Raw genomic sequence first — 14,138 nt, 5'->3', positions numbered from 1 at the left:
GCCGCATGAGGTCAGTCGACGAGCAGCTCGCGCGAGCCCTCGCGGCCGCGGTGCGCCCCGCGCCGGTGCGCGTGGCCATCTCGGAGGCGCAGGGGCTGCTGTGCGCCGAGGAGGTCGTCGCCGAGCGCGCGCTCCCCGGCTTCGACCAGGCGGCGGTGGACGGCTACGCGGTGCGCAGCGTCGACGTGCGCACGGCCGGCGAGGAGCCGGTGATCATGCCGGTGGTCGGGGAGATCGCGGCCGGGTCGCGCCAGCCGCGCCGGCTCCAGCCCGGCCAGGCCGTGCGGGTGGTGACCGGCGCGCCACTGCCGACGCTGGCCGACGCGGTCGTGCCGCTCGGGTTCACCGACGGGCACCACGCCAGGGTCACCGTCGTGCAGTCCGTGCCGTCCGCGTCCTACGTGCGGCGCACCGGCGAGGACGTGCAGACCGGTGACGTCGCGGTCCGCCGGGGCTCGGCGATCGGATCCGCGCAGGTCGGCCTGCTCGCCGCGGTCGGGCGCGCGAAGGTGCTGGTGTATCCGCGCCCCCGGGTGTCGATCATCTCGGTCGGCGACGAGCTGGTGGACATCGACCGCACGCCCGGCCAGGGCGAGGTGTACGACGTCAACTCCTACGCGTTGTCCGCCGCTGCGCGCGACGCCGGCGCCGAGGTCAACCGGGTCGGCGTGGTGCCGGGCAACACGCGCCGGCTGCGCGAGGTCGTCGAGGGACGCCTGCTGCTGTCCGAGATCGTGGTGATCGCCGGCGGCGCGGCGGGCGCGATGGGCGAGGAGGTGCGCTCCGCGCTGTCCGACCTCGGCGACATCGACACCAGCAGGGTCGCCATGCACCCGGGGTCGGTGCAGGGATTCGGGCGGCTCGGCCCGGACGCGGTGCCGACGTTCCTGCTGCCGAGCAACCCGATGAGCGCGCTCGTGGTGTTCGAGGTGCTCGTCCGGCCACTGATCAGATCCGCCCAGGGCAAGCGCAACCCGCACCGGCGCCTGGTGTCCGCGAAGTTGCTCTCGCCGATCACGTCCACCAAGGGGCGTAAGGGTTTCCTGCGCGGTCAACTGCTGCGTGACGAGTCCAACGGCGAGTACCTGGTGCAGCCGCGCGGACTGTCCGGATCGCACCTGCTCGCCTCGCTGGCCGAGGCGAACTGCCTGATCCTGGTGGACGAGGACACCGTCGAGGTGCTGGTCGGCGATCAGGTGCAGGTCAGCTTTCTCGCGCAGCGCGGGTGAGTGGTGCGCGAACCCGCATACACGGCCGGCTGGGCACAGCGTCCGGCTGGGCGTCACCCCGGTTGGCCGGCCCGTCTCGGCCCCGTCTGCGTGTCCGCCGGAACGATCGAGCTGCGCAAGGCGAAGCTGTCCGATGCCAAGACGTGGAGCCGAATCCGCCTTCGTGACCGCCGCTACCTGGAGGAATGGGAGCCGACGGTCGGCGGCGCGTGGGGTGACCGGAACAGCACGTTCGCCTGGCCGCCGCAGTGGTCGGCGTTGCGCGCGCTGGCCCGGCGCGGACAGTCGCTGCCGTTCGTGATCACGTTGAACGGCGGCCTCGTCGGCCAGGTCACCGTCGGCAACGTGGTGCGCGGCGCGCTCTGCTCGGCGTGGATCGGGTACTGGGTGGGGCGGCACGTGACCTCGGGCGGCGTGGCCACGGCGGCCGCCGCGCTCGTGGTCGACCACTGCTTCGCCTCGGCCGGGCTGCACCGTCTGGAGGCGACCGTGCGCCCGGAGAACAGCGCGAGCATCAGGGTGCTCGACAAGCTCGGGTTCCGCGAGGAGGGAAAGTTCCTGCGCTACCTGGACGTCGCGGGCGATTGGCGAGATCATCTCTGCTACGCGTTGACCGTCGAGGACGTGCCGGAGGGGCTCGTATCGCGGCTGCGGCACGAGGGCCGGCTGAGCCTCCCCTAGTCGATCACTCCAAAGTGGAGGAACATCGGCGCGCCTCCGCCGAGGCTGTGACTGTTGTGACTAGCGTGGCGAACGTTAGCGCTGGTCGACGTGTGTTCGGGGGAGGTGACGAGGCATGCCGAGCTCACTCATCGTGGTCGGGTTGGTGGTCGCGTGGCTCGTCGTCCTGGTCCCGATGATCGTGCGGAAGCGGCAGGAGGTCGCCAGGACCGCGGACTCGACGTTGGCTGCCAGGGTCGTGCGCAGTGGAAGCAGTGCGAGCACGGCCGAGGAGGACGACGACGAGGGGCGGGAGGAGCAGCTCGACATGCGTGACACCGACGACATCGACGTCGACGCCACCGCCGAGGAGATCGAGGCCGAGGACGTCGACGAACCGCACGCCGAGGAGCCCCAGCCCCGGCGGTACCGCCCCGGCCGGGGCGGATTCGACCCGGAGGCGGCCGCGGTCGCCGCGCGGGCGAAGTACGCCTACCGCCAGCGGGTCGTGCTGCTGCTGTTGATCATCGCAGTGGTGACCGCCGTGGTCGCCGCGGTGGCCGTGCCGCTCGTCTGGTGGTTGCACGGCGCGGTCGACCTCGTGCTCGCCGGATACCTGTCCTACCTGCGGCGACAGGTGCGCATCGAGCAGGAGGTGCGCGAGCGCAGGCTGGCCAGAATGGCCGCGTCGCGCCGCATTCGAGAGCACGCGCGTCCCGCCGAGTCGCGGCCGGAGCACGTCGAGGACGTCTACGAGTACGAGGAGCCCCAGCCGGCCCGCCGCGAGCGGGTCGCACTCGAACAGCCGCCCCAGCCGCGGGTCACCCGGCCGGGCACCGTCGTGGTGGACGTGGACGACGAGGACCCGGCGTTCGACGAGCTGGACGACCCGGATTCACTGCCGTACCGGCGGGCCGTCGGGGAGTAACCCCGGCGCTGCCCGTCACCACGGGCTGTTATGCTCTCCGGGCACCAGTCAGGGGCTGTAGCGCAGTTGGTAGCGCGTCTCGTTCGCATCGAGAAGGTCAGGGGTTCGATTCCCCTCAGCTCCACCAAACGTGTCGCTGCGCGAACACCGACGCCGCCAAACCCGTCATCCCCGACCAGCCCCATTCAGGGGCTGAACAACGGCCGCCGCCTCCAACCCACTGACAAGCCGGTCCAGTGTTCGCCAACGTGAGATGTTCACACGCCGATCCACGTTGCATACGCCGACAGCTCAGATGAAGGTCGGCGCTGCGCTTGCAACAACGCGGTGACTGTGTCCCTGGCAAGTGGATGACGACGCGCCTGCCCGGGTGCCACTTTTCGAGCTTCCCGTAGCGCGTCCAGTGCTTCGTCGGGGCGGTTGAGCCAGCGCCAAGCACGGGCTACGTCCAGGTAGTGGTGCCCGACTCGGGTCGGCAACCAATCAGCGGGGAAATGTAGACCGCCATCGGCCAGGGCGACAGCTTCGGCGTGTTCGCCGAGGTGTACGAGTGTCATCACTCGATGTACGCGGATATTGGTCGGGCCGAAGCCGAACCAGAAGCGTTCGGTCTGCTCGCCGGTGCGTTGGGCGATTCGCTCGGCTTCGGACAGGTGTCCGTCAACGGTGTCTCGGTCACCGCTCTTCGCGGCAATCACCGATGCGCCCAAATGCAACTGCCCGCGAGCGATCAGCGTCCCGGGAGCGTCGTCGGCTCCGTCGAGATGAGCGAGGCCTGATGCGTTGAGGCGCCAGCAGGCCGCGTAGTCCTGAGCACGGAGGTACGCGGTGACTCGCAGGTACTCACGTGCCGCGCGGAGACCCGGCGCGAGATCTCCTGCTCTCGACGCCGCCCAGTCCATGCGGGCGAGTGCGTGGACGGAAAGATCGTTTGCGCCCAGTGCGATTCCGACAGAGTGGCCGCATCGACTGGCTTCGGCCAGCAGACCCCATGCGATGGCTTGCTCGGTCCCAGCCGCGGTTAGCGCCGCGGCATGCAGCTCGCCGAGAAGACCAGGCAGCTCCCGCACCATCGGCTCGTAGTCGGCTGCTTGAGCCTTGCGGTTGATCCTCCTGACTGCTTCGGCCAGTTCATGAGTTGGCCGCGGACGGATCGACTCATCGGGGGGCAAGTCGAACAGATCGAGTGCCGCGCGAATGGGCGGCAACATCTCGGGAACCTGGTCGCCCTCGGTACCGCCTCCGGTCAAAACCTCCACGTCAACGTTCAGCGCCCGCGCGACAGCGGCCAGAAAGGCCGGCGTGCCGCGCCGTTCCTCGCGTTCAACCTTGCGTAGCAGTGAGTAGGACACATGAGCGCGCTCGGCTAAGCCGTGCTGAGTGAGTCCGCGCTGTTCGCGCCAAGCCGCAACTCGTCGGCCGGTACCGACTCCAGAGTCTTCACCGTCGTGCTGGGACACGCGTCAGTCCTCTCAACCCGCGGCGCCTTGGCGCACACGTCCGGAGACACACCGTCACGGTACCCAGTGTCCGGCCAACGCGGGACGTATCAAGCCCCGGCTTCCGGATTCGAATCCATGTGGCAGTTCTGTGGCAGTGCTCGGCCCCCCAAAGCGACAGAGTTGACGGTGCGTAGTTGAACGGGAACGGCTAGAGATTGTCAGGAGTGAGTCGTGAGCGTCACCGAGTTCGGGTTGTTCGCGTTGGCACTGGTCGGAGGCGGGCCGCTGACTCTGTTGCTGGTGCTGGTTGTGGCAGCGCGACTTGCCGAACGGCGACGGGTTCGCCGATGCCGTGACGCCGACGCTGCGGCCAAAGAAGCGGCGCTATGCGGGGTTCGTACCCCACTACGACAGCCCGGTGGGCAGGGTCGGACCCCGACACGGTCCTGCCTTCCGGGTGTTCACCCGGCTGGCCAGAACGTACAACGGTGTGCGTTGGAGTGCGGCCAGCACCACGCGGCGCACGGTTTGATCAGCCTTGGTCGGATGCGCTCCTGACAGCCGTGTGATCCGTGAGCGGACGCGCGAGCGTGCGCGGCGACTTCCTCCTTTGTCAGCCGTGTTCCGTGTCCGCGACGGGAGCCGCACGGTCGCAACCCGCTGGCCCCTTGGCCGTGCGGCTCCCCAACCTCAACGAGGAAGTTGATCAGCGTGGGCGTTCTTACGCCGCCGAGCGTGTGGGTCGTCGACCGGCACGACCCGAATTTGGAGCACCGCCGCGAGACCGAGGACGGGGTGCCTCGCGTCATCGAAACTCACGCTGGCCCGATCCCTGTGGGCTCCTGCGGTGGGTGGTTGGCCGACAAAGTGCAAGCCAGCGCGGGAAAGCCGGCGCAGGTGCTCGCGATGCCTGGACATCGACGCTCGTGTCGGGGGGATTGTCTGATGAACAGTCCCGAAAGCTGGATCCGCGAGTACAGCAACGCGCCGAACGTCGACTTGAGCGACATCGCCGAGCTGGACAGTTGCCGACTCGCGGCGCTGTACAGGGCCGAGCAAGGACGTCTCCGGCTACACGGCGACCTCATTTTCTGCGCGGGGCGCGCCTGCCCCGATCAGGTTGTGCTCGCCGCACACAACCTGATCCGCGAGGGCCTCCTGTGCTATGCGCCTCACCCAGAAGACACGGCCGTTCGAATCGAACCGACCGAAGCCGGCCGAGCCGAGTTGAAACGACTTAGGCAGGAGGCGCGCGAACGGATGTGCCGCGCAGTAGAGAAGGAGCGATCACTGTGGATGCAGTGGAGCGTCGTCGCGATCGTCGCGGTCTTTTTCGTCACCAAGCTGGTCTGCCACGTGCGCGACCGGCCGAGCCCGCACGGAACCGACGCTGAACAGCGCACCCGGTCGAAGCAATGATCATCGCGCTGGAACACCGCGATCCCCGGTCGCGACCGTGGTCCGCAGCGGCCGCCATGCCCGCCGCGAATGCCGCGACGCTACGCCGCGTCCTTGGAGGGGCTGCGGGCACTTCCACCCGATTCATCGGATACGGCGTCACCGCAGCGGCTCGCCTGGTTTCCGGGCTATTTCACGTCCGCCGTTCTGCACGTGTCCAGCGACAACGCGTCGGTACGGGTGTTCCTCGGTGTGCGGATCAGTTGGGCTCGGTGCGGTGCGCCGATCGCATTGGTCAGCCCGTGCCCAAGACGCGCCCCTTGCCAGAAGTGCGCGGCCCTGCTCGACGGCGCGCGCCACGTTCCGTGGCGCGCCATGCCCTCGGAGAACGCCATCGCACTACCGAAGCGGCCAATGCGTAGAGCGCGCGGGCAAACCGAAGAAGAGAACTGAAGGGAACCGGAATCCAGTGCAATGTAGAAAACAGCGGGCGATCCTGTTCGCGAGCGCCCTCGCGGGGGCGCTGATCGGAACCGGGGCGTGGCTGCATTTCGACGCTGATGTCCAGCCTCCCGAGCCCAAGGTGGTTGAGCACACGACACCAGGGCGAGCGCCCCTGACACCCGACGCGATGCCCTGACTTTCGCGTTGGCCGGGATCGACCGACCGACAGAGGGGAGGTGATTACCAGTCCGATTGATCGGTCCGAACGTCGTACAACCTCAGCTAGGAAGGGATTCGAACGATGGCTACAGCCGGTCTTCTCACACCGGAGGACAGCCCGTTGTCCTCGGCGGCCCTGCGCTATCTGGTGCGGGAGCCTGTCGTTTCCGACGCACCTGGAGCCAGCGCGACACGCCCGTTTGGGCTGCGCGGCGCTGTCACGGTGCCGACGCCCGTGCTGGGCGACTATGTCTACAGCGACGAACTCCAGGTCGCCGTCAACGCGCACGGGCGCCCGTTGATCGAGATGGGCAACAAGGGCAAGGATTGGGCGACAAAGGGCAGCACGGACGGCGACGAGGGGCCCGAAGAAGACTGGGGCTGGGAAGAGAAGTAGACGAATGACCGTAGTCATTTTCGCCCAGGAGGCCGATGCGCCGGTCGATGCTGTGGTGCGGGAGCTGACCAGGCGGGATGCCCCGGTGTTCCGCGCCGACACGAGCTGGTTTCCCAACCGGCTCGTGTTGGACGCGGAGCTGATCGGTGGGACATGGTCCGGCTGGCTTCGCACATCGCATCGATCCGTTGCGCTGCAAGAAATTCGCTCGATCTGGTATCGCGATCCGTCCGCATTCCAGTTCCCGAATGAGCTGACCGACGTTGAGCGCGCCTACGCGCATCGCGAGGCGCGGCTCGGGTTCGGCGGCGTTCTGGCCGCGTTGGACGGAGTCCGATGGGTCAACCACCCCAACCGTGCGGCTGACGCCGTCTACAAGCCGCTGCAACTGGCGATCGCCGCGGCCTCCGGGCTCAGCGTCCTGCCGACCCTGGTCACGAACTCACCCGAGGCCGTCCACCGGTTTGCCGGCGGGCGACCCGAGCAGGTGAGCTGCAAGAGCTTTGGCCCCAACACGATCACCGAAGGAGGCGACCTCAAAGTCGCGTTCAATCGGCCGCTCACCGATGGTGACCTGGCCGACCTGTCCGGCGTCGCCTCCACAGCCACCCAGCTCCAGGACTACGTCTGCGACAAGGTCTACGAGGCACGCGTGGTCGTCATCGGCTGGGAAATGTTCGCGATCACGATGCACACCGATGCGCCGCGGGCCGACATCCGGCAGGACTTCTCCACGTGCCGGTACCAGTGGATACCAACGCCACCACACGTGGCGCGAGGGCTACACCGGTACATGGACCGCCTCGGGCTGGCCTACGCCGCGTTCGACTTCGTCATCGACACCAGCCACCACTGGTGGTTCCTTGAATCCAACAGCGCCGGCCAGTACCGCTGGCTCGAAGTCCCGACGGAAGCACCCATGACCGCTACCTTCGCCGACCTACTCGCCACCGGGAGAAATCGATGACCACCGACTGGCGGCCCCGCGCGGCAGCACTGGCAGACAAGCTCCGAGCGAGCGGCAAACTAACCACGCCCGAGTGGCACAGTGCCCTTTCCCAGACGCCTCGCCACGTGTTCGTGCCGGAGTACTACCGGCAGGACCGCGGCGCTGAGTGGATCGCCGTGCGCGGGGACAACCCGGCGCAGCGCGAGAAGTGGCTGGACGCGATGTACGACAACACTGTGCTCGTGACCGCGCTCGCTGACAACGACAACGGCGGACAACTCGTCCGCTCATCGTCCACCCAGCCAGGGCTGATGGTGCGGATGCTGGAAGCACTCGAGGTGCGCGACGGCAACACCGTGCTGGAGATCGGCGCCGGCACCGGATATAACGCTGCGCTGCTCTCGCAGCGGCTCGGCGACGGCTGCGTGTACTCCGTGGACATCGAACCCGACCTCGTCGACCTCGCCCGCGAACGGCTCGCCGAGGCCGGCCACCACCCGACTGTGGTTGCTCGCGACGGTGCGGACGGCTTCCCCGAACACGCACCGTTCGATCGACTCATCGCAACCTGCTCCGTTCCCGCGATCCCTGCGGCCTGGGTGCGTCAGGTCCGACCTGGAGGCAAGATCCTCGCCGACATCAAAACCGGCGTCAGCGCAGGCTCACTCGTGCTGCTCACTCGATACGACGACGACGCCGCGGTCGGCCGATTCGACCCGGTCTACGCCGCATTCATGGCGCTACGCCCCAGCGCCGGGGTTCCCGCAGTGCCGACGCGGGTGGACCGCAACCGCGATGCGGCACGCCAACGCACCAGCCAACTCAATCCCACAACCCCCTGGGACAACCTGCTCACTTGGTTCCTCGCCTCATTCACACTCGGCCCAGACGTCGCCGCGGCCGGCTACACCGGTCCAGACGACAACGACACCAACGAGCAGCCCGCACCGGCCGCCGTCTGGATCACCACACCGGACGGTTCATGGACCGAGATCAGCCTCCGCGACCACGACGGCGAACACCGCGTCCACGAAGGCGGGCCCCGCAACCTCTGGACACTCATCGAACAAGCACATCGCGACTGGACCGACCACGGCCAACCCGACTGGGACCGCCTCGGCCTCACCGTCACCCGAGACGAACAACGCGTCTGGCTCGACGAACCAAGCGGCCCAACTCTCGGCACCCTTCCAACAGGGTGACTGGTGGTTGCCCGAACGGCCAGGCGAGCAAGCGCCTGGCCGTTCGGCGTTCTTTACCTGCATGAACACCGTTATAAGCGGCGCGTGCCCGTTGGCTTGATCGCTGTTGGCTTTAGCTCCACGCCTAGGCGCCTCGTGTCCGCGGAAAGCGCGGACCGGGGCGTTCCGCGTATTTTCTGGGGCTCCTGCCCCAGGCCCCCAGGTTCCTTGACGTTGCGTTCCAGCGTGGGTGCGTGCGCTGTCGCGCGGGTTACTCGCGGGTAACATATCGTGGGTGTATTGAAAATCGCATACGTGCTGGCAACACGATGTTGCCTTGACTGGGGGCATGACCGACAGCGAATCGGCGCGGACAGCGGCTCGCCCTGCGCGATCGCTGGTGTCTTGGTCCTCCTCGGCTGTCCCGACAACGGGAATTACGGTGTACGGGTGCGGGCGGGACGAGGCTGTCTTGTTTCGGGAGATGGCGCCTCTCTTCGATGTGATGCCGACCATCACGGAGGCGGCGGTATCCGAAGGCAATGTTGGGCTGGCATCGGGGAACCGGTGTATCAGTGTTGGGCATAAGGCGCAGATTGCGAATTCCGCTCTTCTTGCGCTGAGTCGGGTTGGCGTGGCGTATATCTCCACGAGGAGTATTGGGTACAACCATATCGATGTTGAGTACGCCGAGAGTGTCGGTATTTCTGTCGAGAATGTGGCCTATTCGCCGGACAGTGTGGCTGACTACACGTTGATGCTCATGCTGATGGTGGTGCGGAACGCGAAGTCCATGATCAGGCGCGCGGATGTTCATGACTACAGGTTGAATGAGGTGCGTGGGAAGGAACTGCGTGATCTGACTGTCGGGGTGGTTGGAGCGGGGCGCATTGGGGCGGCGGTCATCGACAGGCTTCGAGGGTTTGGCTGCCGCGTATTGGCCCATGACAAGCGCCGTCTCAGGGCCTCAGTCGATTACGTTCCGCTTGATGAGTTGCTGCGGCGGAGCGATATTGTGACGCTGCATACACCGCTTGACGCGGGTACGCACCATCTTCTGAATCGGCGGCGTATTGAGGAGATGAAGCGCGGCGCGTTCATTATCAATACAGGCCGCGGTGCGCTTGTTGATACTGGGGCCCTTATTTCGGCGCTGGAGAGCGGAGGTTTGGGCGGTGCGGCGTTGGATGTCCTCGAAGGAGAGGAAGGGATATTTTACGCCGACTGCAGGGACAAGACCATTGAAAGCAAGCAGTTGGTGCGGCTGCAGGAGCTACCGAATGTGATTGTCAGTCCGCACACCGCTTATTACACGGACCACGCGCTGAGCGACACTGTTGAAAACAGTATTGCCAACTGTCGGAAATTTGAGAGCAGAAAGCAGCATTGGATATGAAGATCGGAATTGTGTTCGGGGGCTGTTCCGAAGAGCATCCCGTCTCCGTCAAGTCGGCGCAGGAGGTCGCGAAGCACCTCGATGCCGAGAAGTACGAGCCGTACTGGATCGGGATCACGGAGAGCGGTGCCTGGAAGCTTTGTGATGGCCCCGGCGCGGACTGGGAAAACGGCGATTGTCGTTCGGTCGTGCTGTCGCCGGATCGGAGCGTCCATGGATTGCTCGTACTGGGGGCGGGGCAGCACGAAACGATCAGTCTGGACGTCGTGTTGCCCGTGCTGCATGGCAAGCTCGGCGAAGATGGTGCTATTCAGGGGTTGTTGGAGCTTGCCGGCATCCCGTACGTAGGCTGCGACATTCAAAGTTCTGCTCTGTGTATGGACAAATCTCTGGCGTATCTCGTCGTGAGCAGCGCGGGAATCGCTACGCCGAACTTCTGGACCGTCACGGCGAACGAGAATATCGATCCTGACCGGCTTACCTATCCCGTTTTTGTGAAGCCGGCCCGTTCGGGGTCGTCTTTCGGCGTCAGCAAGGTGTCTCGGAAAGAGGAACTGCTGAGTGCGGTGGAGACCGCGAGGCAGTACGACTCGAAGGTGTTGATCGAAGAGGCTGTCGTCGGCAGCGAGGTCGGGTGCGCGATCTTGGGGAACGATCTGGATCTGGTCGCAGGCGAGGTGGACCAGATTTCACTGTCTCATGGTTTTTTCAAGATCCACCAGGAGAGTAATCCTGAAAGCGGTTCCGAGAACTCGACGATAACCGTTCCCGCTGATATTTCGGCGGAGACGCGCTCGCTCGTCCAGGAGACGGCGAAGGCGATATACAGCGCTTTGGGATGCGGGGGGCTGGCGCGGGTGGACATGTTCCTGCTGGAAGACGGAACAGTGATGCTCAACGAGGTCAATACCTTCCCTGGCCTGACCTCCTACAGCCGTTATCCGCGAATGATGGCGGCCGCGGGGCTGCCGCTTGCCGAGGTGATCGACCAGGCCGTCTCGCTCGCGCTGACAGGAAAAGTCCGGTGAACGACGATTTCGTTTTCTTGGACGAGTTCGCACCCGGGATACGTTGGGACGCCAAGTATGCCACCTGGGACAACTTCACCGGGAAACCTGTGGACGGGTACCTGGCAAATCGAATCGTCGGCACGAAGGTCCTGTGTGCGACGTTGGAGAGTGCGCAAGAAAAGGCGGCTACCCTTGGCTTCGGTCTGCTGATTTGGGATGGGTATCGCCCGCAACGCGCCGTGGATTGCTTCCTGCGGTGGTCAAAACAGCCGGAGGATGGGCGTACGAAGCTGCGGCACTATCCGAATATCGACAGAGCCGAGATGTTCGAACAGGGATACGTGGCCGCCAGGTCGGGCCACAGTCGGGGCAGTTCGGTCGACTTGACTCTTTACCGCCTGGCTACCGGTGAACTCGCGCCAATGGGCGGTGGGCATGACTTGATGGATTCGATCTCACATCATGGCGCACGGGGAATCACGCAAGTCGAAGCGGAAAACCGCCGATACCTTTGTTCGATCATGGAGGATTGCGGTTTTAGGTCATACGATCGCGAGTGGTGGCACTACACGTTGAAAGGCGAGCCATACCCAGCCACCTATTTCGATTTTCCCATCACCTAGTTGAGCCGATGCGGATACGACTGGCACATATTACCGACGCTGTGGCCGTCAACGAGCTGCTTCACCAGCTTGGCTATCCCCAAGATGATGCCGCTGCGACAGCAACCCGAATCCGGACCTGGGGTGACGGTCCCTCCAGTGCGGCCTATGTGGCCGATGCCGGCGGCGACCTTCTCGGCCTTGTCGCGGTCCACGTCTGCCCGTTCTTCGAACGCGCCGGCTCCTGGGCTCGGGTCGTGGCTCTGGTCGTCTCCGATCAAGCACGCGGCCAGGGCATCGGCGGTCAGCTCATGGCGGTGGCGGAATCGTTCGCGGCACGTCGTGGATGCGTGCGCATGGAGGTCACCAGCAGCGACCGCCGCCACGACGCACACGAGTTCTACCGACGCCGTGGCTACATCGACCAGACGGGAACGTCGTCCCGATTCCTGCACGATCTCGATCGCTGATCGTCATGTGCCGGTGCGCGATGGCGCGACGGGGAGTTGCACCGTGACGCGGAGCCCGCCGGCGGCCCGGGGGGCGAGGGTGAGTGTTCCGTCGTGTGCCTGGGTGATGCTCTTGACGATCGCCAGGCCGAGGCCGACACCTCTGTGGTCGGTGCGAATGCGCCCGGTGCCGCGCCGAAACGGCTCGACGAGCGTGGAAATCAATTGCGGGGGGAGTTCCTCGCCGGTGTTCTCGACAATGAGCAACACGGTTTTGGGGTGAACGCTGGTCGTGACCCACACGGTGCCCTGTTCGGGCAGGTTGTGGACGATCGCGTTGTGCACGAGGTTCGTGGTCACCTGCAGCAGGAGCGCGTGTGAGCCGTTGGTGGGGGTCAGGTAGCCGGAGGTCTCGATGGTGATGCCGCGTTTTTCCGCGAGGGGGAGAAGCGTTTCGGTGGCTTCTTCCGCGATGAGGGACAGGTCGACGTGTTCTCGGGTGAATGACCGTTGGTCGGCGCGGCTGAGCACGAGCAATGCCTCGGTGAGGTCGATCGCTCGGGTGTTGACGGCGCGGAGGCGTTCGACGAGTTCGCCGGTGTCGCGATTCGGATCGTTGTGCGCCACGTCGAGAAGTGTCTGCGTGACGGCCAGTGGGGTGCGCAGTTCATGGGAGGTGTTGGCCGCGAATCTCTGCTGTTCGGCGACGTGTGTTTCGAGCCGTGCGAGCATCGCGTCGAACGCATCGGCGAGTTCGCGGAATTCGTCTCCGCGGCCGGACAGCCGGATTCGGTGGGAGAACGACCCGTTCGCGACCATGCGGGTGCCGTCCGTGATTCTGGCCAGGGGGGCGAGCATTCGGCCGGCGAGAATCCACCCTCCCAGGAGACCGAACACCAGCAGGCACGCCAGCACGATGGCCATGAACGGAGCGAAGGCGCGCACGAGGACGGAACGGTTGATCATGAAGTTGCCGGTCGTGTAGATCGCGTTGTCGGGCAGGTTCAGGTAGAAGAATCCGACGGCGGCGAGCAGCACGACCCCCGCGAGCATGACGAAGCCGGCGTAGCTCAGGGTGAGCTTGAGGCGAACGCTCAACCCGGGCTGCCTATCCACTTTCTCCTCCGTCACGTTCGGTCCCGGGTTCCGTGTCGATGCGGTAGCCGACACCGGCCACGGTGGCGATGATCCAGGGTTCGCCGAGGCGTTTGCGCAGCGCCGAGACGGTGATGCGCACGGCGTTGGTGAACGGGTCGGCGTTCTCGTCCCACGCTCGCTCCAGGAGCTCTTCGGCGCTGATGACACCGCCTTCGGCGGCGACGAGGACTTCGAGCACGGCGAACTGTTTCCGGGTGAGCGCGACATAGCGGCCGTCGCGGTAGACCTCGCGGCGGAACGGATCCAGGCGCAGACCCGCGATCTCGCGCACGGGTGGTCGGTTGTGGGCGCGTCTGCGGTCGAGTGCTCTGAGACGGAGCACGAGTTCCTGGAGTGCGAAGGGCTTGGTGAGGTAGTCGTCGGCGCCGAGTTCGAATCCGGAGGCCTTGTCGTCGAGACGGTCGGCGGCGGTGAGCATGAGAATCGGCATGCCGCTGCCGGAGGCGACGATTCGGCGGGCGATCTCGTCGCCGGAGGGGCCGGGAATGTCGCGGTCGAGGACGGCGATGTCGTATGTGTTGACGCTCAGCAGTTCCAGAGCGGTGTCACCGTCACCGGCGATGTCAGCGGCGATCGCTTCCAGGCGCAGCCCATCGCGAATCGCCTCTGCCATGTAGGGCTCGTCCTCGACGACCAGCACGCGCATGCTCCGACGCTACGAGCCGGCGCATATCGC

14 protein-coding genes and 1 tRNA gene are annotated in these 14,138 nt (G+C 65.8%); 12 read left to right on the top strand and 3 right to left on the bottom strand.

Translation table 11 applies throughout. The annotated features are described in order from the left end of the window. Positions 1 to 5: 5 nt before the first annotated feature. The 4 genes from glp (at position 6) to EV193_RS10620 (ending at position 2,944) form a co-directional block, all read left to right on the top strand. Positions 6 to 1,229, top strand: a complete 1,224-nt coding sequence (glp, locus tag EV193_RS10635; protein ID WP_165401317.1) for a molybdotransferase-like divisome protein Glp — start codon at positions 6 to 8, stop codon at positions 1,227 to 1,229. Between the two features lie 3 nt (positions 1,230 to 1,232). Next, positions 1,233 to 1,910 (top strand): GNAT family N-acetyltransferase, encoded by a 678-nt coding sequence (locus tag EV193_RS10630; RefSeq protein ID WP_130343882.1) that lies wholly within the window; start codon positions 1,233 to 1,235, stop codon positions 1,908 to 1,910. Between the two features lie 115 nt (positions 1,911 to 2,025). Further along, the gene (sepX, locus tag EV193_RS10625; protein WP_130343881.1) at positions 2,026 to 2,817 is read left to right on the top strand and encodes a divisome protein SepX/GlpR; all 792 of its coding nucleotides are present in this window, start codon (positions 2,026 to 2,028) and stop codon (positions 2,815 to 2,817) included. A gap of 51 nt (positions 2,818 to 2,868) precedes the next feature. Beyond that, a tRNA-Ala gene (locus tag EV193_RS10620) sits at positions 2,869 to 2,944 on the top strand. 130 nt (positions 2,945 to 3,074) lie between these two features. Here the strand turns inward: EV193_RS10620 and EV193_RS10615 are convergent. After that, the gene (locus tag EV193_RS10615) at positions 3,075 to 4,277 is read right to left on the bottom strand and encodes a helix-turn-helix domain-containing protein (protein WP_130343880.1); all 1,203 of its coding nucleotides are present in this window, start codon (positions 4,275 to 4,277) and stop codon (positions 3,075 to 3,077) included. A 717-nt stretch (positions 4,278 to 4,994) separates the two neighbouring features. Between EV193_RS10615 and EV193_RS10610 the strand changes: the two genes are divergently transcribed. The 8 genes from EV193_RS10610 (at position 4,995) to EV193_RS10575 (ending at position 12,325) form a co-directional block, all read left to right on the top strand. Continuing rightward, positions 4,995 to 5,678 carry a hypothetical protein gene (locus EV193_RS10610; RefSeq protein WP_207222587.1) on the top strand — a complete coding sequence of 228 codons (684 nt, stop codon included), beginning with the start codon at positions 4,995 to 4,997 and terminating at the stop codon, positions 5,676 to 5,678. 724 nt (positions 5,679 to 6,402) lie between these two features. Then, complete coding sequence (gene tgmA / locus EV193_RS10605; RefSeq protein ID WP_130343878.1) at positions 6,403 to 6,717, top strand: putative ATP-grasp-modified RiPP; 315 nt, start codon at positions 6,403 to 6,405, stop codon at positions 6,715 to 6,717. 4 nt (positions 6,718 to 6,721) lie between these two features. Beyond that, a complete protein-coding gene (tgmB, locus tag EV193_RS10600) occupies positions 6,722 to 7,684 on the top strand; it encodes an ATP-grasp ribosomal peptide maturase (RefSeq protein WP_130343877.1) in 963 nt (320 codons plus the stop codon). Continuing rightward, positions 7,681 to 8,868: an ATP-grasp peptide maturase system methyltransferase gene (tgmC, locus tag EV193_RS10595; RefSeq protein ID WP_130343876.1), complete on the top strand. Its 1,188-nt coding sequence runs from the start codon at positions 7,681 to 7,683 to the stop codon at positions 8,866 to 8,868. Before tgmB ends, tgmC begins: the two co-directional genes overlap by 4 nt. A 415-nt stretch (positions 8,869 to 9,283) precedes the next feature. Beyond that, positions 9,284 to 10,243, top strand: a complete 960-nt coding sequence (gene vanH / locus EV193_RS10590; protein WP_341273160.1) for a D-lactate dehydrogenase VanH — start codon at positions 9,284 to 9,286, stop codon at positions 10,241 to 10,243. Next, complete coding sequence (gene vanA / locus EV193_RS10585; RefSeq protein WP_130343874.1) at positions 10,240 to 11,271, top strand: D-alanine--(R)-lactate ligase; 1,032 nt, start codon at positions 10,240 to 10,242, stop codon at positions 11,269 to 11,271. Before vanH ends, vanA begins: the two co-directional genes overlap by 4 nt. After that, complete coding sequence (gene vanX / locus EV193_RS10580; protein ID WP_130343873.1) at positions 11,268 to 11,876, top strand: D-Ala-D-Ala dipeptidase VanX; 609 nt, start codon at positions 11,268 to 11,270, stop codon at positions 11,874 to 11,876. The genes vanA and vanX overlap by 4 nt, the downstream gene beginning before the upstream one ends. Before the next feature lie 41 nt (positions 11,877 to 11,917). Then, positions 11,918 to 12,325 (top strand): GNAT family N-acetyltransferase, encoded by a 408-nt coding sequence (locus EV193_RS10575; protein WP_242613279.1) that lies wholly within the window; start codon positions 11,918 to 11,920, stop codon positions 12,323 to 12,325. Between the two features lie 3 nt (positions 12,326 to 12,328). Here EV193_RS10575 and EV193_RS10570 read toward each other — a convergent pair whose 3' ends face one another. Then, a complete protein-coding gene (locus EV193_RS10570; protein WP_207222612.1) occupies positions 12,329 to 13,420 on the bottom strand; it encodes a sensor histidine kinase in 1,092 nt (363 codons plus the stop codon). After that, positions 13,413 to 14,108: a response regulator transcription factor gene (locus EV193_RS10565; RefSeq protein ID WP_130343871.1), complete on the bottom strand. Its 696-nt coding sequence runs from the start codon at positions 14,106 to 14,108 to the stop codon at positions 13,413 to 13,415. The genes EV193_RS10570 and EV193_RS10565 overlap by 8 nt, the downstream gene beginning before the upstream one ends. Positions 14,109 to 14,138 lie beyond the last annotated feature (30 nt).

The organism is Herbihabitans rhizosphaerae (genome assembly GCF_004216555.1).
In the GTDB taxonomy this organism is placed as follows: domain Bacteria; phylum Actinomycetota; class Actinomycetes; order Mycobacteriales; family Pseudonocardiaceae; genus Herbihabitans; species Herbihabitans rhizosphaerae.
Note: the sequence above shows the minus strand (reverse complement) of the source record. Positions and strands in the feature narration are given on the sequence as shown.